Source organism: Novosphingobium umbonatum (assembly GCF_004005905.1).
Classification (GTDB): domain Bacteria; phylum Pseudomonadota; class Alphaproteobacteria; order Sphingomonadales; family Sphingomonadaceae; genus Novosphingobium; species Novosphingobium umbonatum.
On the sequence record NZ_SACO01000009.1, the window covers coordinates 17,043 to 39,243 of the forward strand.

Sequence of the window (22,201 nt, forward strand, 5' to 3'; positions counted from 1 at the left end):
AGCATGACACGGGTTCTGCATATACTCGACCACTCGCTGCCGATGCATAGCGGCTATACTTTCCGCACCCGCGCGATCCTGAAGGCGCAGGAGGGCATGGGCTGGGAGGTGCGTGGCATCACCGGCCTGCGCCACACGGCCAAGGGGGCGGATGAGGAGGAGGCCGAAGGACTGCATTTCCGCCGCACGCGCGGCGCGGCCACAGGGCCGGTGGGTATCCGCGAATGGCGCGAGGTGCGCTTGCTGGCCGATTCGATCGTGGCGGCTTGCAAGGATTGGATGCCCGATATTCTCCACGCCCATTCGCCTGCTTTATGCGGGCTGGCGGGACTGATGGCGGCAAAGCGACTCGGCCTGCCCTTGGTCTATGAAATCCGCGCCTTTTGGGAAGATGCGGCGGTCGGCAATGGCACGGGGCGCGAAGGGGATGTGAAATATCGCCTGACCCGCGCGCTGGAAAATTATGTGGTGGCCAGAGCCGATGCGGTGGTGACCATTTGCGATGGGCTGCGGCAGGATCTGGTGGCGCGGGGCGTGCCGGCGGCCAAGATCAGCCTGATGCCCAACGGGGTGGATCTGGCCATGTTTGGCCAACCGGTGCCGCCCGATCTGGCGCTGGCGGAAAAGCTGGGCTTGATGTCCCATGGTCTGCGTTGCCCGACGATTGGCTTCATTGGCAGCTTCTATGATTATGAAGGCATTGACGATCTGATCGAGGCCATGCCCGCGCTGGTGGCGGCACAGCCCGATGCGCGGCTGTTGCTGGTGGGCGGCGGGCCGATGGAGGAGGTTTTGCGCCAACGCGCGGCTTTCTCGCCCGCCAAAGACGCGATTCGCTTCATGGGCCGCGTGCCGCATAGCGAGGTGGAGACCTATTACGCGCTGTGCGACATCATGGCTTACCCGCGCAAACGCAGCCGTTTGACCGATTTGGTAACTCCGTTAAAACCCCTAGAGGCGATGGCGCAGGACAAGTTGGTGGCTGCATCCGATGTGGGTGGTCACCGCGAATTGATGCAGGACGGGGTGACCGGAACGCTGTTTACGCCTGATAATCCAGCCGCTTGCGCGGCCGCACTGGCCGATCTGCTGGCCGATCGCAGCACATGGGAGGCGCGGCGCAAAGCTGGACAGGCCCATGTGATTTCCGCCCATGATTGGGCCATGAATGCCAGAAATTATCAACTTGTTTACCAAAGGGTGGCACCCAATAAAGTGGTTAACGCCAGGGTGCTTCCCCGATAAAGGCTGCGAGTCGCAGCAGCCCGGGACAGCGCCGGAGCGTAAAACAGCAAAGGGCGCGTCAATCTTGGCAAGGCAACATATCGATCAAGGGCATGACTGGCGGCGGGTGTTGACGCATCCGTTGATGGGCACGCTGGTGCCGGTATGGTTCATGGCCGCTTTTGCGCTATCGGCGCTGGCGGTGCGGGGCGAATTGATCGAGCGACTGGTGCTGGCCTTGCAGATCAACACCATCCTGCCCATGGCCGAGCCGCCGCTTGGCGTGACCGCGCGCTTGCTGATCGCGCTGGGCTTTGGTCTGGTCGGGGCCTTGCTGGGCCATCTGGTGCTGCGCTGGCTGGTGGGCGATGCTGCGCCGCAGGTGCAGGATGACAAGGTGGATTACCGCCGCCGCCGTGCCGGAGACGGCCATCCCGATGCGCCCGCGCGCCGTCCGATCCATGCCCATGATGAATTGGGCGCCTATGGTTTTGACCATACCGGCCATGAGGCCCCCGCCTATGAGCCGGTCCCCTATCAGCCCGAGCCTTCCTATATTCCCGCTCCCGCACCCGCCGCAGCGGTGGAGCCTTTGGTGCTGGATACAGCCTTGCCTTTGGCCCCTGTTCCCGCCGAGCCTGCGCCGCCGCCTCTGGCCGAATTGAACCAGCCTGCGCCGCTCTCGCCGCTCGATCCGGTGCGGGGCACGCCGCTGACGCCCTATGAGGCGCATGACATTTCCTCTGCCCCCGTGCCCAGCCCCGCCCCTCGCGTAAGCGTGGTGGCGCCTGAGGAACCGGAGCCGTTGGAGCCTGCACCGGTCATCTCGGCCAAAGATGCGCTTCCGCTGCGCAACATTCCGCGCATGGTGGACAAGCCTTTGCCGGTGCCGGTTCCCGAATCCGATGCGGCCGAACGGCTAACCTCCGCGCCGCTGGATGCGTTGGGCCATGTGGAATTGATCGAAAGGCTGGCCGTGGCGATGCAGCGCAGGCAGTCGGCTACTGTTGCGGCGCAGCAACAGTCGGGCGTGGTGGAGGCGAATCCTGCTGCGTCGCAACAAGGCTCGATCCCCGCCAATGACCAGACCAGCGCGGCCTTGCGCGCGGCTCTCGCAGGGTTACGGCAGGTTCAATAGTTGCCTGTTCGCGGGCTCGCCGCGCAGCAAATAGTGTGCCTTTGCGGTGAAAATATCCCTTTCCTTGCTACACCTATGGGCCAAAGCGGGACTCTGTTGCCCATTCACGGTTGCAAAATCGCCTTTCAGCCTGCATGGGACATATTGCGTATGTCTGCTGCCTTAAGGCGGTAGGAGATTCGCGCTCCATAACAGGGTTCAGGTCCGAACTGCCGCGGTGCGGTGGGTTCGAGGTATGCAGGATAGATAGTCGATGGGATTTCCAGAGCCCCAGGGCCTCTACAATTCGCGTAACGAGCACGATGCGTGCGGTGTTGGTTTTGTCGCCCATATTAAAGGCGAGAAAAGCCACAAGATTATTACGCAGGCTTTGGAAATTCTTAAAAACATTGACCACCGCGGTGCCGTTGGCGCGGACCCGCTGCTGGGCGATGGCGCGGGCATTCTGATCCAGATCCCCGATGCGCTGCTGCGCGATTGGGCGAATGGCGCTGGCCTGACGCTGCCCCAGCCGGGCGATTATGCCGTGGCCATGTGCTTCCTGCCGCAGGACGAAGCGAGCCGCAATTTTGTGGTCGATACGTTCGAAAAGTTCATCGAGAAGGAAGGCCAGGTCCTGATCGGCTGGCGCGATGTTCCGGTGGACACCGCTACGCTGGGCAAGACCGTGGTCGAATCCATGCCGGTGATCCGTCAGTGCATCATCGCACGCGGCGAGAACACGCCTGACCAGAACGCTTTCGAGCGCAAGATTCTGGCGATCCGCAAGCAGACGCAGAATCCGTTGGCGGCCTTGGCTGAAAAGCATGGCCTGCCAGGGCTCACCGAGCTGTATATGCCCAGCTTCTCCAGCAAGACGATTGTCTACAAGGGTCTGCTGCTGGCGAACCAGGTTGGTGAATGCTACCCTGATCTGCTGAACCCACTTTGCGTGTCGGCTCTGGGTCTGGTGCACCAGCGTTTCTCGACCAACACGTTCCCCAGCTGGAAATTGGCACATCCCTTCCGCTTCATTGCCCATAACGGTGAAATCAACACTGTGCGCGGCAATGTGAACTGGATGAATGCGCGCCGCCGCACCATGCAGTCGGACCTGCTCGGTCCCGATCTGGACAAGATGTGGCCGCTGATCCCGCATGGCCAGTCGGACACGGCCAGCCTCGACAATGCGCTGGAACTGCTGGTGGCCGGTGGCTATCCGCTGGCCCATGCCGTGATGATGCTGATCCCCGAAGCGTGGGCAGGCAATCCGTTGATGGATGCCAAGCGCCGTGCCTTCTATGAATATCACGCCGCGCTGATGGAGCCTTGGGATGGCCCCGCCGCTGTCGCCTTTACCGATGGCAAGCAGATTGGCGCCACGCTGGACCGTAACGGCCTGCGTCCCGCCCGCTTCCTGGTGACCAAGGATGATGTGGTGGTGATGGCTTCGGAAAGCGGCGTTTTGCCGATCGCCGAGGAAGACATCACCCGCAAGTGGCGCCTCCAGCCCGGCAAGATGCTGCTGATCGACTTTGATCAGGGCCGCATCATCGAGGACGAGGAAATCAAGGCCAGCCTCGCCAATGCAGAACCCTATGAGGAATGGCTGGAACAGGCCCAGTATAACCTCAAGGATCTGGAAGTGGTGGAGCCTGAACTGGCGCAGCTGCCGGTGGACACCACCAGCCTGCTCGACCGCCAGCAGGCCTTTGGCTACACGCAGGAAGATGTGTCCAAGTTCCTTGAACCCATGGGCCGCAATGGCGATGATCCGCTGGGTTCGATGGGCACCGACACGCCGATTGCCGTGCTGTCGCGTAAGTCGCGTCTGCTCTATGACTATTTCAAGCAGAACTTCGCGCAGGTGACCAACCCGCCGATCGACCCGATCCGCGAGGAACTGGTCATGTCGCTGGTCAGCATGATCGGGCCGCGCCCCAATCTGCTGGGCCGCGATGCGGGCAGCCACAAGCGTCTGGAAATCGATCAGCCGATCCTGACCAACGAAGATGTGGCCAAGATCCGCAGCGTGGAAGCCGCGCTCGACGGCGCTTTCCGCACCACCACGGTTGACACCACCTGGGACGCTTCGACCGGCGCCGAAGGTCTGGCGCAGGCGATCAAGGAAATGTGCTGGGCGGCCACCGAAGCGGTGCTGGCCGATCACAACATCCTGATCCTGTCTGACCGCGCGCAGGGTCCGGACCGTATCCCTATGCCCGCCCTGCTGGCGACGGCGGCTGTGCATCATCATCTGGTGCGTCAGGGCCTGCGTATGCAGACCGGTCTGGTGGTGGAAACCGGCGAAGCGCGTGAAGTGCATCACTTCTGCGTGCTGGCCGGTTATGGCGCCGAAGCGATCAACCCCTATGTGGCCTTTGAAACGCTGGAAGAAATCCGCGTGAAGAAGGGCATCGAGCTTGACGCCAAGGCGGTGAAGAAGAACTACATCAAGGCCGTGGGCAAGGGCATCCTGAAAGTGATGTCCAAGATGGGCATCAGCACCTACCAGTCCTATTGCGGCGCGCAGATCTTCGACGCCATCGGCCTGTCGAGCGAATTTGTGGATGCCTATTTCACCGGCACCGCCACCACGATCGAAGGCGTGGGCATCAAGGAAATCGCGGAAGAAACCGTGCGTCGCCATGCGGCGGCCTATGGTGACAACCCGATCTACAAGAACATGCTCGATGTGGGCGGCATCTATGGCTATCGCCTGCGCGGCGAGGAACATGCCTGGACGCCCAGCAACATCGCCAGCCTGCAACACGCGGTTCGCGGCAATATTCCTGAAAAGTACAAGGAATTTGCCGAGACGATCAATGATCAGTCGCAGCGCAATCTGACCATCCGTGGTCTGATCGACCTGAAGAAGGCCGACAAGCCGCTGGATATCAGCGAAGTCGAGCCCGCTTCGGAAATCGTGAAGCGTTTTGCCACCGGCGCGATGAGCTATGGCTCGATCAGCTGGGAAGCGCATACCACGCTGGCGATTGCCATGAACCGCATTGGCGGCAAGTCGAACACCGGCGAAGGCGGCGAAGACCCCGCGCGCTTCACTCCGCTGGCCAATGGCGATTCGCTGCGCTCCTCGATCAAGCAGGTGGCTTCCGGCCGCTTTGGCGTGACGACGGAATATCTGGTCAATGCCGACGATATCCAGATCAAGATGGCGCAGGGTGCCAAGCCCGGCGAAGGCGGCCAGCTGCCCGGCGACAAGGTCGACAAGACCATCGGCAAGACCCGTCACTCGACGCCGGGTGTGGGCCTGATCTCGCCGCCGCCGCATCATGACATCTATTCGATCGAAGACTTGGCGCAGCTCATTCACGATCTCAAGAACGTGAACACCGGCGCGCGTATCTCGGTCAAGCTGGTGTCGGAAGTGGGCGTGGGCACTGTGGCCGCAGGCGTGTCGAAGGCACGTGCCGACCATGTGACCATCTCCGGTTACGAAGGCGGCACCGGTGCTTCGCCTCTCACCTCGCTGACCCATGCGGGCAGCCCGTGGGAAATCGGTCTGGCCGAAACCCAGCAGACGTTGCTGCTCAACAACCTGCGTTCGCGCATCTGCGTGCAGGCCGATGGTGGTCTGCGCACGGGCCGTGACGTGGCGGTTGCCGCGCTGTTGGGCGCGGATGAGTTCGGCTTTGCCACCGCGCCGCTGATCGCCGCTGGCTGCATCATGATGCGCAAGTGCCATCTCAACACCTGCCCCGTGGGCGTGGCCACGCAGGACCCCGTCCTGCGCGCCCGCTTCACCGGCCAGCCCGAGCATGTGATCAACTACTTCTTCTTCGTTGCCGAAGAGCTGCGCGCGATCATGGCCGAAATGGGCTTCCGCACCCTTGCCGAAATGGTGGGCCGTGTGGACCGTCTGGAACCCAGCCGTGCCGTGCACCACTGGAAGGCGCAGGGCATCGACCTGTCGCGCCTGCTGCATCAGGTTCCCGAGGGCACTTCGCCCACGCTGAACTGGAGCGAGACGCAGGATCATGGTCTGGGCGGCGCTCTGGACAATGACCTGATCGTGGCCGCTTCGGATGCTCTGGTCGAAGGCAAGCCGGTGCGCATCGAGCGCAAGGTGATCAACGTCAACCGCACCGTCGGCGCGATGCTGTCGGGTGAAGTGGCCAAGCGTTATGGCCATGCGGGTCTGCCTGACAACACGATCCATGTCAGCCTGACCGGCACCGCTGGCCAGTCCTTCGGCGCTTTCCTCGCCCATGGCGTGACGCTGGAGCTGACCGGTGACGGCAATGACTATGTGGGCAAGGGCCTGTCGGGCGGTCGTGTGATCGTGCGCCAGCCTTCCCATGTCGACCGCGATCCGACCCAGAACATCATCGTGGGCAACACGGTGCTCTATGGCGCGATCTCGGGCGAGGCCTTCTTCAACGGCGTGGCAGGTGAACGCTTTGCCGTCCGTAACTCCGGCGCGATTGCCGTGGTGGAAGGCACGGGCGACCATGGCTGCGAATATATGACGGGCGGCGTTGTGGTTGTGCTGGGCAAGACCGGCCGCAATTTTGCAGCCGGCATGTCGGGCGGCGTGGCCTATGTCTATGACGAGGACGGCAAGTTCGGCGAGCTGGTCAACAAGGCGCAGGTGGACCTGTTGCCGATCAGCGCCGAGCGTGACGAGGAGGAAGGTTCGGGCCGTCCGCAGCAGCGCACGGTATCGGTCAACGATCTGGGCATGGGCGACATGCTGCGTCACGACGCGGAACGTCTGCGCATCCTGCTGGAACGCCACCATCTGCACAGCGGCTCCAAGCGCGCCGCGCAGCTGCTGGAAGACTGGGACGCCACGCTGGCCAAGTTCGTCAAGGTGATGCCGCGCGATTACGCCAAGGCGTTGAAGCAGTTCGAGGCCGAGCGCCTTGCTGCGCAAACGGTCGCCGCGGAATAAGGTTCGAGAAGGAAGGATTGAATTATGGGCAAGGAAACCGGCTTTCTCGAGCTTGACCGTCAGGACCGCACCTATGCGGACCCGAAGGAACGCGTGGCGCATTACAAGGAATTCGTGATTCCGCATGCCGAACCCGCGCTGAAGGCGCAGGCTTCGCGCTGCATGAATTGCGGCATTCCTTATTGTCACAATGGCTGTCCGGTGAACAACATTATCCCGGACTGGAACCATCTGGTCTATGAAAGCGATTGGGAGAATGCACTGGAAGTGCTGCATTCGACCAACAATTTCCCCGAGTTCACCGGCCGTATCTGCCCCGCGCCCTGCGAGGCGGCCTGCACGCTGAACATCATTGACCAGCCGGTGACGATCAAGTCGATCGAATGCGCCATTGTCGACAAGGGGTGGGAAAACGGCTGGATCAAGCCGCAGGTTCCCGCCAAGAAGTCGGGCAAGAGCGTGGCGGTGGTCGGCTCTGGCCCCGCCGGTCTGGCTGCTGCCCAGCAGTTGGCGCGCGCAGGCCACTCGGTCACTCTGTTCGAAAAGAACGACCGTATCGGCGGGCTGATGCGTTACGGCATCCCTGACTTCAAGATGGAGAAGCATCTCATCAACCGCCGCATGGTGCAGATGGAGGCCGAAGGCGTCTCCTTCCGCACTTCGGTGGAAGTGGGCGTGCATGTTTCGGTGGAATCGTTGAAGGAAAACTTTGACGCCATCGTGCTGGCAGGCGGTGCGGAAGATCCGCGTCCGCTGAACATTCCGGGCTATGAACTGCCCGGCGTGCGCTTTGCGATGGAATTCCTGACGCAGCAGAACAAGCGCGTGGCGGGCGACGATGAAATCCGCGCCGCGCCGCGTGGCAGCCTGACCGCCACGGGCAAGCATGTGGTGGTGATCGGCGGTGGTGACACCGGCAGCGACTGCGTGGGCACCTCGAACCGTCAGGGCGCCCTGTCGGTGACGCAGCTGGAAATCATGCCGCGTCCTCCTGAAAAGGAAGCCAAGGCGCTGAGCTGGCCGAACTGGCCGCTGAAGCTGCGCACCTCGACCAGCCATGAGGAAGGCGTGGTGCGTGAATTCGCCGTGCTGACCAAGCGCGTTGTGGGCGAAAACGGCATTGTCACCGGTCTGGAATGCGTCCGTGTCGAATGGCAGGGCGGCAAGATGGTGGAAGTGGAAGGCAGCGAGTTCACGCTCAAGGCCGACCTCATTCTGCTGGCCATGGGCTTTGTCGGCCCGCGCAAGGCTGGTCTGCTGGATCAGGCTGGCGTGGAACTGGATGCCCGCGGCAATGTGAAGGCCGACACCAACAGCTATCGCACCAGCGACGAGAAGATCTTTGCCTGCGGCGACATGCGCCGTGGCCAGAGCCTTGTCGTCTGGGCGATCCGTGAAGGCCGTCAGGCCGCCCGTGCGGTGGACGAGGCGCTGATGGGCACGACCCAACTGCCGCGCTGATCCGCGTTGCAACGATAAAGGGGGCGTCTGCCGGCTTGGCCGCAGGCGCCCCTTTTGTTTTGGCCCTTTGGCGCAGCTTGGCGGGGCGGGCGGGGCATCTATGGTGGCAGGCCTGATCCACAAGACGAGAGCCTGCCAATGTTCCTTGACCTGCGCGACCCCCAGCCGCCGCATGAACCATGGAACCCGCCCCCACGCCGCGAACCCCAATTGTCAAAGCGGAACGAGCGGATGGTGCTGGGGTTGGTCGGCTTCAACGTCCTGATGTTGCTGCTGGCACCGATTGCCGGGGCCACGCTGCTGGATGTGGCGATCGCCCTGATCCACGCGATGGCGAAAGGGTAGCGGTTCAAGGCTACCCTCTCGTACCTGCTTACTTCATCGCTTGCGCCAGCTTGCTGTGATAATTGAAATTCACATAGGCAGGGCCGTTATAGGCCTTGGCAAAGGCGCGGCAATCTTCCGGATTGGTCGACAGTTTGGCCATTTCATCCTGCAGATGGTTGACCTCGACATAATTGGCCAGCATTTCATAATGCGCCTTTTCCGAAGCCACGGTGGAGAAGGCAAAGGCAAAGGGCGAGGCGAAATGGAACTCGTCCCAATATTCGCCCATAACCTGAAACTTGCCCCATGAGGCCGACATGAAGGCCGCATCGACAGCGCCCGTGCCAATGGCACCGGCCAGCTTGTCCCAGCTGTTTTCATTATAGCCACCCGCAGCCTTGTTGCTGAAAGTGGTTTCGCCATAGATGCCGCCGGTCAGCTTGTAGAACTTGTGGCGCTCGAACAGGATTTTAGGCTTGCCACTGGCGTCATAACCGCTGCCGCCCGCCTCCACCGAGGCTACCGCCGCGATCTGCTTGACGGACACTTTCAGGCGGGTGGCCAATTCCTTCAACTGATCAGGCGTGATTTTGCCTGCGGCGGGATTGGCATTGGTAAAGGCATTGAGCAGCGCCTTGCGCGAGCCTTCGCCCCAGATGCCGTCGGCCTTGGCGCCGATGGCTTTTTGCAGGTCGGTGATGTTCATGCGCGCTATTTCCCTGTTTGCAGTTTGAAGGGTCAGTCCAGAATGGACAAATGTGGAGAATCTGCGGTTCCTCCAACGTGTTTTCCGTCGCAATCTACGTCAATTATTTGTATATAACAGATATATAGGTAATCTATCCATTATGGATTTGAAGGCGCTGCCATGAAAAAGATTCTCTTCCTTCTCTACCGGGATCTCGATTTTGACGGGCGCGCGGCGCGCATGATCGAGGTGGCGCGTCCTTTGGGGCAGTTGCATGTGCTGGACATGACCTTGCAGCAGGGCGATCTGGTGCGCCCCACAGGTCGACGTTCGGTGCGGTTGCAGCCTTCGTGGAGCCCGCTTCGCCGCCATTGGACCGTGCTGGTGGCCACCTTGCGCGAGGCGCGGCGGCTACGTCCCGACATGATTGTGGCGGAAAATTTCTTCTCGGTTTTTACCGGTTGGTTGGCTGCGCGGATGTTGGGCGTGCCGCTGGTCTATGATTCCTATGAATTGATGCAGCATTTTCCGCAGGAACCGGTGTCGCGTCAGGCCCGCTTCTGGTGCTGGCTGGAACGGAGGATGGCGCGCTATTGCGATTTGGTGATCGCGGCCAATCCCGAACGCGCGGCCCTGATGCAGGAGGCCTGCCAATTGCGGGAGATGCCCGAGGCCATGCGTAATATTCCCATGCAGAGTCAGGCCACCTCAACCGTGGCGTCGAACGCGGCGGAACGCTTTCCCATTCTGCGCAAGGCGAACGAGGAGGAGCGGATTATCCTGTATCAGGGCGATCTGCGCTTTGGGCCAGCGGTGGGCCGTTTCATCGATGTGCTGGACCATTTGCCTGCCCATTATCGTCTGGTGATCGTCGGCGATGGGCCATCGGCCGCCGCCTTGGCGGCGCGCGGCGAGCGTTTTGCGCGTGAAGGGCGCTTTGCCATGCTGGGCAAATTGCCGGTGGTCGATTTGCCGCAGGTCACCGCCTATGCCGATTTGGGGCTGGTGACCTATCCTTTCGACGTGAAGAATCACTATTACGCCGCCCCCAACAAGCTCTACGAATATTCCATGTCGGGCGTGCCGGTGCTGGTGTCGAACACGCCTTCCTTGGCGGCGGTGACGCAGGAATTGCAGCATGGCCTGCTGTTTGACGCGGACGAGGATGCGAAAAGCCTGGCGCTCAAGGTGGAGAAGGCGATGAAGATCCGGCTGGATGCCGAGGATTTCTGCCGCCGCATTGCCGATGAACGCGATAGTGCGATGCTGCGCGTGCGCAAGAAGATGGCGGCCCTGCTAAATCAACAATGGTTGGCCGCCTGAGGCAGGTGGCAGGCGCCAGTCGATGATGCCCCGTCCCTTGTCCTGCAAAAAGGCATTGGTCTGGCTGAAGGGCTTGCTGCCGAAAAAGCCGTGATAGGCCGATAGCGGGCTGGGGTGCGGGGCGCGCAGCAAGAGATGGCGCCCATCCTCCAGCCCCAGCCGATCGGCCTGCTTCTGCGCATGGCTGCCCCACAGGATGAACGCGCAGGGGGCGGGGCCAGCGGCCACGGCGCGGATGCAGGCATCGGTGATGGCTTCCCAACCCTTGCCTGCGTGGCTGGCGGGTTTGGCCTGTTCGACGCTCAGCACATTGTTGAGCAGCAGCACCCCCTGCTGTGCCCAGGATGATAAATCGCCATGGGCCGCGGGGGGCAGGCCAAGGTCGCTGTGCAATTCCTTGAAGATGTTGCGCAGGCTGGGCGGCAATTTGCAGCCCTGCGCCACCGAGAAAGCCAGCCCCTGCGCTTGCCCTGCGCCGTGATAGGGGTCTTGGCCCAGGATCACCACCCTGACCTCTGGCAAAGGCGTGAGCGACAGCGCGGCCAACCTCTGCCCTGCGGGGGGATAGATCACCTTGCCCGCCGCTTCCTCCGCCGCCAGAAAGGCGCGCAGCTCCGTGCCCATCGCGCCATGCCACAGCTCGCCCAAGGCAGGCTCCCAACTGGCGGGCAACAGGTCGGTGCTGGTCATAATCGTCTCGCAGGCTTAAACGGGGCTTTTCACCTCGCACAGATGGGCCTAAGCAGGAAGACATAATGGCTGTCTATTTCCACGAAGAAGATCTCCCCGAAGGCGTGCTGGCTCCCGGCGCGGTTGCGGTGGACACCGAAACCATGGGCCTGATCACGGCCCGCGACCGGCTGTGCGTTGTGCAGATTGCCGACGGGCGGGGGGACGAGCATCTCGTCCGCTTCAAGCCCGGCAGCGATTATGCCGCGCCCAATCTGCGCGCTGTGCTGGCCGATCCGGAGCGGGTGAAGATCTATCACTTCGCCCGTTTCGACATTGCCGCGATCCAGCATTATATGGGCATTACCGCAGCGCCGGTGTTTTGCACCAAGATCGCCAGCAAGCTGGTCCGCACCTATACCGACCGGCATGGTTTGAAGGATTTGGTGCGCGAATTGCTGGGCAAGGAACTGTCCAAGCAACAGCAGTCGAGCGATTGGGGCGGGGCAGACCTGTCCGACGCGCAGCGCGAATATGCCGCCAGCGATGTGCGCTATTTGCATGCCGCCATGGCTATTCTGGTGCAAAGGCTGGAACGCGAAGGGCGGATGGAACTGGCACAGGCCTGTTTCGACTTCCTGCCGCATCGCGCCGCGCTGGATCTGGCCGGTTGGCCCGACCACGATATTTTCAGCCACGAAGCCGCCTGATCCTGCGCCGATGAGTGGCAGCGCCGAAACCCTGCGCAACCGCCGGCGGGCTGATGCCGCGCCCGGCGGGCCGCATGACCGCAAGGTGCGTTTCCTGTTTTCCGCTCTGCCGATTGGCGTGGGCATGATCGGCGCGGTGATGATCATCACGCCGATGTTCCCGCGTGGGGAAGTCAGCTTTCTGCTCGACCGCAACAAGGTGGCCATGGCCAAGGAGCGACTTGCCGTATCACAGGCCCATTATCGCGGGCAGGACAGCCAGGGCCGCGCCTTCTCGCTGACGGCGGGGCAGGCGGTGCAACACTCGGCATCGGTGCCGGTGGTGGTGATGCAGGATCTCTTGGCGCAAATGCAGATGCAGGATGGGCCCAGCGCGGTTTCGGCCACATCGGGCCGGTATGACATCAACCGCGAGCGGATGGACCTGTCGGGCCCCGTACAGTTCAAGGGCGCCGATGGTTATTCCATGGTGACCAGCAGCGTGGCGGTGGATCTGAAATCGCGCCGCGCTTTTGGTTCGGGCGGGGTGCATGGCACGGTGCCTGCGGGCACGTTTAGTGCCGATCGCATCTCGGCCGACCTGCCCGAAAGGCGGGTGGTGCTGGAAGGGCACGCCCGTTTGCGTATGGCCGGTGGCCATATGGTGATCCCGCGATGAAGGCCTGGCTCACGAACGCGCTTCCCGCGCGGGCCTGCTTGGGCTAAGGGCGCTTGCATGTCGCTGATGTCTTTCTCTGCCGCTCTGCGTTCCCGCCGCCTGCAAGGCCTGATTCTGGCCACGGTTCTGGGCGGTTCGGCCAGCGCGATCATGGCGCAGACCAAGCTGGGCGAGCATAATAGCGAGGCGCCGGTCAATTACGCGGCAGACCGCATCGAGGTGCAGGACAAGGCCAACCGCGTGTTGTTGAGCGGCCATGTCGATGTGACGCAGGATGGTTTGCGGATGCAGGCCGCGCAAACGGTGGTGGCCTATATCAACGATGGCGGGGTCAAGATCCAGCGCATCGATGCCACGGGCGGTGTGACCATTACCCGCAGTGACGAACAGGCCACCGGTGAAGTGGCCAATTATGATTTTAACCGCCGAATCATAACTTTGGTTGGCCATGTGACTCTGCGCAATGATCGTGGCAATTCGCAGGGTGAACGTTTGGTGATCGATCTGGATCGCCATCTTTCCAGCTTTGTCGGTGGCGCTGTTTCGGGCGAGGGCGCAAGCTCTGGCCGTGTGGTGGGCAGCTTTAATGTTGCCAAGCGGAGCGATGCCTCCAAGTAAGCGGTTTTTGGCGTAAAACTGCCATTTCATCCTTCATTACTGAAGCAATTGCTGAGTTTTTCTTGAGCTTGGCAGGCGATGTTTCGTGTCCATTGCAGGCGTGTCGCGGTGCGTTGCGGCGTGTTTTTGCGTCTGCGAGAGATGTGGTCTTTGGCTCATCCAATTGAGATAAACAGAAAATTTCCATAAACATCCATTTTAGAGGCTTGATTAATCCATATCGGAGGTTATGCTTTCTGCACTAGCGAAATAGTCGGGAATATTTGATCCATGCGGATGCTTGCTGAGGAAATCGACGTGTCGATCGCCGATTGGGCGTCGCATATTGGTGAAAACATCCCTTTCAAATCGGGCGTGCCGCCGATGCGGATCCTGATTTCGGACTATTCGGGTCATCCATTTCAGGTGCAATTGTCGCGCGAACTGGCGCGGCGTGGCCATTTGGTCATGCATATGTTCTTTGCCGGTTTCCAGACGCCCAAGGGCAATCTGGTGCGACAGGAGCAAGACCCCGAAACTTTTGACATCACCTATGTCAATCTGGGCGAGACCTTCCGCAAAGACAGCTTTGTCCGCCGCCGCCAGCAAGAGGTGCAGGTGGGCGAGTTGATGGCGGCCAAGCTGCGCGGATTTAAGCCCGATCTGGTGATTTCCTCGAATGCGCCGCTCGACACGCAGCGGGTGTTTCAAAAGGCGGCCGATGAAATCGGTGCCAAATTTATCTTCTGGCTGCAGGATATCTATTCCGAAGGCATTTCCCGCGTGGTGCCGCGCAAATTGCCGGTGGTGGGCCATGCGGCGGCGGCTTTCTATCGCTGGCTGGAATTCACCATGCTGCGCAACAGCGACCGCGTTGTGGCGATCACGCAGGATTTCGTGCCGATCCTGACCGCCAAGGGCGTGAAGGCAGAGCAGATCTCGGTGGTGGAAAATTGGGCGCCGCTGGACGAATTGCCGCGTCATGCGCGCGAGAATGACTGGGCCGCCATCCATATGCATCCTTCGGCGCTGCGCTATGTCTATTCGGGCACGCTGGGTTATAAACATGACCCCAGCCTGTTGCATGACATCGCCCGCCGCTTGCCCGAGGCGCATGTCCATGTGTTCTCCGAAGGCGAACCGGCCAGCGCTCTGGCCCGTGAAGTGGCCGAGGCGGGCACGCCCAATCTGACCGTGCATCCCTGGGTTCCCTTTGCCGATTTGCCGCGCATGTTGTCGGGTGCCGACGTCTTTGTGGCGATGATCGAGGAAGAGGCGGGCGTCTATTCGGTGCCGTCCAAGATCCTGACCTATCTTACCGTGGGGCGGCCCATTCTGGCTTCGGTCCCGGCCGAAAATCTGGCTGCACGTTTGATTAGCCATCATGATGCGGGGCGCGTGATGCCCCCTTCGGAGCGCGAAGCCTTTTTGCAGGCTGCAGTCGATCTGGCGCAGAGCGAGGTCCGCCGCCGCGCCATGGGCAACAATGGCCGCGCCTATGCCGAGCGCGCTTTCGACATCACGGCCATCGCGGATCACTTTGAACGAATTTTGGGCGAGATCGCCTGAGCCGCAAATTTCACAGGAGTATTGGGTTCATGAAGACGGCCTTGGTCTTGGGCGCCGGCGGGTTTATTGGTGGCCATCTGGTAAAGCGTTTGAAGCGTGAAGGTTTCTGGGTGCGCGGCGTGGACCTGAAGTTCCACGAACATGCCGAGACCGAAGCCGATGACTTCGTGGTGGCCGACTTGCGCGATCCCTATAACGTGCGTGGTGTGATCGACCGTCGTTTTGATGAAGTGTACCAGCTGGCCGCCGACATGGGTGGTGCGGGCTATATCTTCACCGGCGAACATGATGCCGACATCATGCACAATTCGGCGACGATCAACCTGAACGTGGCCGACAGCGCCTATAAGCGCAACATCAGCCGCGTGTTCTATTCTTCCTCGGCCTGTATGTATCCGGCCTATAATCAGGAAGATCCCACCAATCCCAATTGCAAGGAAGACTCGGCCTATCCGGCCGCGCCCGACAGCGAATATGGCTGGGAAAAGCTGTTTTCCGAACGTCTGTTCCTTGCCTATAACCGCAATTACGGGTTGAAGAACCGCGTGGCGCGTTACCACAACATCTTTGGCCCCGAAGGCACGTGGGATGGCGGCAAGGAAAAGGCTCCCGCTGCCGTCTGCCGCAAGATCGCCCGTGCCACCAGCGGCGATGCGATCGACATCTGGGGTGATGGCGAACAGACCCGTTCTTTCCTTTACGTGGAAGAATGCGTGGAAGGCACCACCCGCCTGCTGCGTTCGGACTTTGAAGGTCCGGTCAACATCGGTTCGGATGAAATGGTCACCATCAACCAGCTGGTGGACTATGTGGCCGATATTGCCGGCAAGAAGATCGAGAAGAATCACATTCCGGGGCCCTTGGGCGTGCGTGGCCGCAACTCGGAAAATTCGCTGATCAAGGAACGTCTGGGCTGGGCGCCTTCGCAGACTTTGCGCGCCGGTCTGGAAAAGACCTATGAATGGATTGAAGCGCAGGTGCGCCGCAATTCGATCTGATAACAGGAGGGGGTGCTTTACGCGCCCCCTTTTGATAAAGGCGAGACGGTGAACGCCCTAGTTGCCAAAATCGGGCCTTTGCTTTCCGCTCTGAGCCGGGCCCCTGCCGATCTGTCCACGGCCGAGGGGCGCGCGCAGGAACGGTTGCGCCGCGCGCGACTGACCACCTTGGCGGCCATGGCTTCCAAGGTCATTTCTGTTGGCACCCAATTGATCAGCGTGCCTTTGACGCTGCCCTATCTGGGCATGGAACGATACGGCTTGTGGATCGTGTTGAGCACGGTCGTTGCCATGCAATCCTGCGTGGATTTGGGGATTGGCAGTGGCATCCTCAATCAAGCCGCCGCTGCCCATGGGCGGGAGGACCGCAGGGCGGTGCGCGTGATTGCATCGAGCGGGTTGATCGCCTTGATGTTACCGGCGCTGCTTTTGTGGACGGGTTTCATGCTATCGCGTGACCATGTGGATTGGTCGGCGCTGTTCCAATTGACCACGCCCGAAGCCAAGCGGGATATTATGCCCACTTTGCAGGTATTTGCCTGTATCTTCGCGCTCTCGATCCCTGCCAATCTGGTTTATCGCGTGCAAATCGGCACCCAGCAGGGTTTCCGCGCCAGCCTTTGGCAATGTCTGGGCAATGCACTGATGTTGCCAGCTATCCTGTTGGTGCTGTGGTGCGACGCGGGCCTGCCTGCGCTGGTAGGCGTGTTTGTCGGCATGCCGGTTCTGGCCAATCTGGCCAATACGCTGCTGTTCTTTGGCTGGCAGAGCCGTGATATCCGCCCCTCGCTAGGCTGGCTGTCCTGGGCCTCGATTGGGCAGGCGCTGCGCCAGGGCGCGGCCTTTATGACGGTGCAAACCGGCAATATCGTCATTTCGGTCTGTGTGCCCATGGTGATTACCCGCGTGTTGGGCACGGCCCATGTGCCCGAATATGCGGTGCCCGAAAGGCTGTTGGCCTTGGTGGTGATGCTGACCTCGATGTATGTGCAGCCCTTGTGGCCGGCCTATCGCGAAGCGCTGGAGCGCGGTGACGGGGCATGGGTGGCGCGTTCCTATCGCCGGACCTTGTTGCAAGTGATCGGCGCGGGCGGGCTGGTGCTGGCGCTGTTGGGGCTGGCCATGCCTTTCATCCTGCATATCTGGGTGGCGGATCGGGTGCAGCCTTCGGCATGGCTGGTCGCGGGCCTGTGCCTGATGAAACTGGGCGAGGCGCTGGTTTTCGTCAATGCCGTAGCGCTTAGCGCGCTGGAGGAGTTGCGTTCCCAATCGATTATGGCGGTGCTTGGCGCTTTCGCCATGACTTGGGGCTTGGCAATGATTTGTGGGCGCTGGGGGGTGGTCTCTATTCCCTGGGCGGGCGCGCTTATTCTGGCCATGGCTTTGTTGATGCCGGGCGGTTGGATTATCCGGCGCCGTTTGCTGGGCAGATATCAGGAGCCATAAGGCGTCATGAAACTTCCTCTGCGTCTTGGCTGGCTGTTATTGCGTCGGCGACTTTTGCGGCAAGTGACTGGTCTGCAGATCCATCCGCTGGCAGTGTCAGACGCGGCCTGCCAATTTTCCAGCCATGTCCGGTTGGAAAACGGGGTTCGCTTTCATGTCTCCTCGATCGGGACCCACAGCTATGTCGCTGCCGGTGGGCGCGTTGCCTATACGGATATCGGCAGTTTTTGCAGCATCGGGCCTGAAGTTATGTTGGGTGGATTGGGGCGGCATCCGGTCGACTGTCTGAGCACGGCTTTGTTGCATAACAACGTGATGGATTCCCTTGAAAAATCGGATGTCATAGATGGGCAGGATGCCCAGACCGACGCCGCCGAAATATCGCACGACCAATTGGCCCGAGTAAAATGCTGCGCTCAAACGGCTAGGCTCGCTGGATGCGTGGTTCGATCCTGGAATGGATTGGTTTGCAGCGCCCGATGACCGACCTGGGCGGCCACTACGCTTTTCGGGCCGAGCGATCGAGTTCTGCCTGACGCTGAAAGGGTAGTTCCAACTCCCGCTGCGGCAAGTGCCGGGTCTGGCGCAGAGCCTGCTCAGGCTGGCCGGTCTGGACTGGCCGGCACCGGATTATACGACGCTGTGCCCACGTCAGAAGAGTTTGTTGGTCGGTCTGGGCGGCAGGCCCAGCGCAGGCGGTCTGCACCTGCTGGTCGACAGCACCGGGATCAAGATGATCGGTGAGGGTGAATGGAAGGCTCGTAAACATGACGTTTCCTACCGTCGCCAGTGGCGCAAGGTGCATATCAGCATCGACGCGGAAACCTTCGATGTCCGGGCGATCGCGGTCATGAGCAATGCCGTCGGTGATGGCCAGACGCTGCCCGACCTTTTGGCGCAGATCCACGAGGATGAGACCATTGTCACCGTCGGTGGCGACGGGGCATATGACACCAGCGGGTGCCACGCGGCCATCGATGCGCGCGGTTCCGATCCAGTTATCCCGGTTCGCCGCAACGGCAAGGCCTGGACCGAGTACGGTCTCGGCGTCCAGGCCCGCAACGAGACCTTGCGCGTGATGAAACGACTGGGCAGGGCAATCTGGAAGAAATGGAGCGGCTACCATCGCCGCAGCCTGGTCGAAACCAAGATGCACTGCTTCAAGCTGCTCGGCCAACACGTCGCCGCGCACACCTTCGAGGGTCAGGTAACCGAGCTTAAAGTCCGTGCAACAATCCTTAATCGCTCCTCACAAATCGGCATTCCGAACATTATCCGCATAGCGTAATAATTACAAGCAATCATAAATTTGCACCATTCAGGCGTTATGCAACAAAGCCTTTGTAACCGCAACGGGGGCTGGAGCGATCCAGCCCCCTTTTCGTATCAGGCCAAAGCGCTGGCGGGCAGCACCAGCGTATTGAGCGAATCCGCCGGCAGATCCACCTCCAGCACCTTGCCCGCCACGCCAAAGCGCACGCGCTGGGCTTGGCCTTGGGCGTTGTTGGCGATGAGCACCAGACTGCCATCAGCGTTGCGGAAGGCCAGATGGTCGTCAAAGCCGAGGAAACTGTCGACCGGAATGGCCCGCGCCCCCACCTGCACATAGGACGAGACATGGCGCATCAGCCAATAGTCCGGCGTCAGGCGCCATGTTTTCGCCTTGGGGTCCACCACGATCAGGCTGTTTTGCGGCCAGCCCCAGCCTGACAGGCCGCCGGTGGGTAGGGCGGCGTTCCAATAGTCCCAGGCGCTGGCGCCGAAAGTGATATAGCGGTGCAGGTTGGTCCAGCCATAGCGGGCATAGTGCCAATCGTTGCTGGCCGTGCCGCATTCCCATTCCGTGCCCCAGATTTCCAGATCGGGCATATGGCGGGCGATTTCGGGCAGGGCGCGCTTGCCATCCCATTGCACGCCCACGCCCTTGATCACGGCGGCGGCCTTGGGATCGGCCATTACTTTTTCCAGCAATGCCGGATTGCCACGTTCCAGTGTGCCGAAAAACACCTTCGTGCCGACCTTGTCCATCTCGCGCCCAAGGAAGGGCAGGAAGCGCGCGAGGCCTTCAGGGGTCCAGCAGCAGGAGGCATAGGGCTGGGCCGAGTTGAATTCATTCTGCGGCATCACTGTGCCGATGGTGATGCCCAGCTTGGCATATTCCTGCACATAGCGGCCAAAATAGCGCGCATAGGCGTCGAAATAGCGATCCTCCTGAATGAAGTGATCCTCGCCCTCATGGCCGGTCTGGTCATCGCGGATGCCGGTATCCTTGCCGCCCGGCCAAGGTTTGGCCATGGCGTAAAAGCCGTTTTTCTTCATCCAGCTGGGAGGGCTCCACGGGCTGGCCCAAAGTTGCAGATCGGGGCGGAAGCTCTGCGCCTCCTTGATGAAGGGGATCAGCGTTTGATGGTCATTGGCGATGGAGAAGCGCTTCAAATCAAAATCGCCCGCCGTTTCGTCATAGGAATACCATCCGCGGGCAAAATCATTGGCGCCCACCGGCGTGCGGCACAGGCTGAAAGCGGCCTGATCGCGGGCGAAAAGCGTGGCCATGGCGGCGTGGCGATCGGCGGGGGTAAGGGCTGACAAGGCGACCCAGCCCAGCTCGTTGAAACAGGCACCAAAGCCGCGCATCGTCTGGCGCGGCTTGGCCAGATTGACCGTGGCATCGATGCCAAAGAAATTGGCCGGATTGGCAGGGGCCAATGCGGGCACCTTGCGGCTCTGCCATGGCGCGTCGGATTGGGTGGAAAACCAGAGCGCGCCGTCCAACGTGCCCTTGTCCGCCGCGCGGGCAGCAACCGGGGCGATCAGGCCCGCACCCATGGCACCTAGGGCGTGACGGCGGGAAAGTTTGGCATTCATGGCTTAACGCACCTCAATCAGAATACGGCGATAGCGGGTGATGGCGGGCTGGCCCTTGGGCGTGTCGGTCACTGCCAAAACCAGATGCGCGGTGCGCACCGGCGGGCAGGTCAATTGCGGCAGGTCCAGCCAGCTTTTGGCGCAGCGCGCGGTGATGGTGACGCTGGTGCGTGCTGCCTTGGGCGCGGCGATGGACAGGGCCGGATTGGGCGATTGGCCATCAAACCCCGCCTCGTCATAGGCGAACCAGCGATAGGTGAGCGCGTTGCCATCGGGATCGCGGCTGGCGCTGGCGTCCAGCTGGATCGTCTCGCCCGCCTTGGCCTTGATCAGCAGCGGCGCCAGCGTACCCAGCCCGTTGACCACCGGCTGCGGCGCATGGTTGGCCTTGGCAAAGGGCTGGATGGTCCAATCCATCCGCGAGGCAAAATCATTTTGAAACGCATCGCGCCAGCGCCAGATGGTGGCGTGGTCGCTGGTATGGCCGTTGACGGTATCGGCGCTGGTCACGCGCATGAAACTGTCGCCGCCTTGGCTGAACAGCTTGCGGCTTTCCCCTGTGGGCTGGCGCAGCAGATAGCGTCCGCCCCAGCCGCCCCAATCGGGACGCTCCGGCGTGTTCAGCCCATTGGGGATCAGGCCAAGGAAAGCGGGCGTGTCGCCTTCCATGATGAACATATAGCGCGGATAGGCCGCTCCCAGCGGGCCCTTGGCGCGGATGTTCTTTTCCAGCCAGTCGTTGGAGACTTTGGTGAAATCGGCCCCTTCGCCGTTGCGATAAAATTGATCGCCCGAAATGCCGGTCCATGTGGCGCTGGCATATTCGGCGCTGTCCTGCCCCGATGGTTTGCCCACCCAGAACAGGGCGGGATATTCGCGGCGCAGGAAGGGGCCGGCGTCATCCTGATCAGAGATGGAATAGATGCGCAGCTTGGCGATCAGTGCGGCAAAGGCTTCGGGTGCGAGCCGCGCTTTGGCATGGGCCAAAGCCTCGGCCAGCGTGTTGCCGCCGCCCCACAGGCCCACCCAGAGCGGGCGTGGATCGGGCTTGGCGGCCGCCTCCAGCAGGGCCAGCGCGGCAGGCGAGGGGGCATCGGGCTTGATCGAGGCCAGACCATAGCCTTCGACCCCGGGCAGGATGCGCTTGGCCAGATCCTCCGCCTTGGGGTAATCGGGCGAATGTTCGCGCAGGCGGCTTGCCACCTTGGCATAAGCGGCCAGCACATGTTGCGCGATATCGGGGCGCACTTTCTCGCGCTGGAAGATCGAGGTGGTGGCGCCAAAGCCTTCGATGTCGATATCATTGGCATAGGTCAGCAGGCGGACCAGCGACATTTGATCGTCGGGTTCATTGCCAATGTCGGACAGGACGAAGACGCGGGCTTTGCCTGCGTCGGGCAATAGGGTGGCCGCTGTGGGTTTAAAGGGCGTGGGTTTGAAAGCGGCGGGGCGGGGAGCGGCTTGCGCGACACCCACCTGTGATAGCGCTATCAAAATTGCGCCTTGTACCCAAGCGCTTGCCTTGAAATGTTCTGCCATCCTCTAACCCTTTTTGATCATCCACAGCGTGATGGCAGAAAACGGGGCCGCCGCCTTCTGCCACAACACTTGTCTTCGTCTATCAAGGCCAGTGA

At 61.3% G+C, this 22,201-nt stretch carries 16 protein-coding genes and 1 pseudogene; 13 read left to right on the plus strand and 4 right to left on the minus strand.

All coding sequences use genetic code 11. The annotated features are described in order from the left end of the window. Window positions 1-3 precede the first annotated feature (3 nt). The 5 genes from EOE18_RS12110 (at window position 4) to EOE18_RS12130 (ending at window position 9,062) form a co-directional block, all read left to right on the plus strand. The gene (locus tag EOE18_RS12110; RefSeq protein ID WP_127709877.1) at window positions 4-1,245 is read left to right on the plus strand and encodes a TIGR04063 family PEP-CTERM/XrtA system glycosyltransferase; all 1,242 of its coding nucleotides are present in this window, start codon (window positions 4-6) and stop codon (window positions 1,243-1,245) included. 64 nt (window positions 1,246-1,309) lie between these two features. After that, on the plus strand, window positions 1,310-2,362 hold the full coding sequence (locus EOE18_RS12115; protein ID WP_127709879.1) for a hypothetical protein: 1,053 nt from the start codon (window positions 1,310-1,312) through the stop codon (window positions 2,360-2,362). A gap of 253 nt (window positions 2,363-2,615) precedes the next feature. Then, window positions 2,616-7,256: a glutamate synthase large subunit gene (gene gltB, locus EOE18_RS12120; protein WP_127709881.1), complete on the plus strand. Its 4,641-nt coding sequence runs from the start codon at window positions 2,616-2,618 to the stop codon at window positions 7,254-7,256. 24 nt (window positions 7,257-7,280) lie between these two features. Continuing rightward, window positions 7,281-8,717: a glutamate synthase subunit beta gene (locus EOE18_RS12125; RefSeq protein ID WP_127709883.1), complete on the plus strand. Its 1,437-nt coding sequence runs from the start codon at window positions 7,281-7,283 to the stop codon at window positions 8,715-8,717. Window positions 8,718-8,855: 138 nt separating this feature from the next. Next, window positions 8,856-9,062: a hypothetical protein gene (locus EOE18_RS12130; protein ID WP_127709885.1), complete on the plus strand. Its 207-nt coding sequence runs from the start codon at window positions 8,856-8,858 to the stop codon at window positions 9,060-9,062. Window positions 9,063-9,090: 28 nt separating this feature from the next. Here the strand turns inward: EOE18_RS12130 and EOE18_RS12135 are convergent, their stop codons facing one another. After that, window positions 9,091-9,750, minus strand: a complete 660-nt coding sequence (locus tag EOE18_RS12135; protein WP_127709887.1) for an N-acetylmuramidase domain-containing protein — start codon at window positions 9,748-9,750, stop codon at window positions 9,091-9,093. A gap of 162 nt (window positions 9,751-9,912) precedes the next feature. On the opposite strand from EOE18_RS12135, the gene EOE18_RS12140 reads away from it, so the two are divergent. After that, window positions 9,913-11,055: a glycosyltransferase gene (locus EOE18_RS12140; RefSeq protein WP_127709889.1), complete on the plus strand. Its 1,143-nt coding sequence runs from the start codon at window positions 9,913-9,915 to the stop codon at window positions 11,053-11,055. On the opposite strand, the gene ung is transcribed toward EOE18_RS12140, so the two are convergent. Beyond that, window positions 11,029-11,745: a uracil-DNA glycosylase gene (ung, locus tag EOE18_RS12145; RefSeq protein WP_127709891.1), complete on the minus strand. Its 717-nt coding sequence runs from the start codon at window positions 11,743-11,745 to the stop codon at window positions 11,029-11,031. The two genes, EOE18_RS12140 and ung, sit on opposite strands and share 27 nt — an antisense overlap. 65 nt (window positions 11,746-11,810) lie before the next feature. Here ung and EOE18_RS12150 point away from each other — a divergent pair, with 65 nt between their 5' ends. From EOE18_RS12150 to EOE18_RS12180, 7 genes and pseudogenes are all read left to right on the plus strand, one after another. After that, a complete protein-coding gene (locus EOE18_RS12150; RefSeq protein WP_127709893.1) occupies window positions 11,811-12,434 on the plus strand; it encodes a ribonuclease D in 624 nt (207 codons plus the stop codon). 10 nt (window positions 12,435-12,444) lie between these two features. Beyond that, window positions 12,445-13,092, plus strand: a complete 648-nt coding sequence (lptC, locus tag EOE18_RS12155; RefSeq protein ID WP_127709895.1) for an LPS export ABC transporter periplasmic protein LptC — start codon at window positions 12,445-12,447, stop codon at window positions 13,090-13,092. A gap of 57 nt (window positions 13,093-13,149) precedes the next feature. Next, window positions 13,150-13,710: an LptA/OstA family protein gene (locus EOE18_RS12160; protein WP_127709897.1), complete on the plus strand. Its 561-nt coding sequence runs from the start codon at window positions 13,150-13,152 to the stop codon at window positions 13,708-13,710. 270 nt (window positions 13,711-13,980) lie between these two features. Then, complete coding sequence (locus EOE18_RS12165; protein ID WP_220446006.1) at window positions 13,981-15,258, plus strand: glycosyltransferase family 4 protein; 1,278 nt, start codon at window positions 13,981-13,983, stop codon at window positions 15,256-15,258. Window positions 15,259-15,287: 29 nt separating this feature from the next. Continuing rightward, window positions 15,288-16,256, plus strand: coding sequence for an NAD-dependent epimerase/dehydratase family protein (locus tag EOE18_RS12170; RefSeq protein ID WP_127709899.1), 969 nt, complete (start codon window positions 15,288-15,290; stop codon window positions 16,254-16,256). 48 nt (window positions 16,257-16,304) lie between these two features. Next, on the plus strand, window positions 16,305-17,702 hold the full coding sequence (locus tag EOE18_RS12175) for a lipopolysaccharide biosynthesis protein (protein ID WP_127709901.1): 1,398 nt from the start codon (window positions 16,305-16,307) through the stop codon (window positions 17,700-17,702). A gap of 355 nt (window positions 17,703-18,057) precedes the next feature. Continuing rightward, window positions 18,058-18,990, plus strand: a pseudogene (locus EOE18_RS12180) (IS5 family transposase). 98 nt (window positions 18,991-19,088) lie between these two features. Here EOE18_RS12180 and EOE18_RS12185 read toward each other — a convergent pair. Then, window positions 19,089-20,567 carry a glycoside hydrolase family 30 protein gene (locus EOE18_RS12185; protein ID WP_127709903.1) on the minus strand — a complete coding sequence of 493 codons (1,479 nt, stop codon included), beginning with the start codon at window positions 20,565-20,567 and terminating at the stop codon, window positions 19,089-19,091. Between the two features lie 3 nt (window positions 20,568-20,570). Then, window positions 20,571-22,043: a nucleoside hydrolase-like domain-containing protein gene (locus EOE18_RS12190; protein ID WP_164852742.1), complete on the minus strand. Its 1,473-nt coding sequence runs from the start codon at window positions 22,041-22,043 to the stop codon at window positions 20,571-20,573. Window positions 22,044-22,201 lie beyond the last annotated feature (158 nt).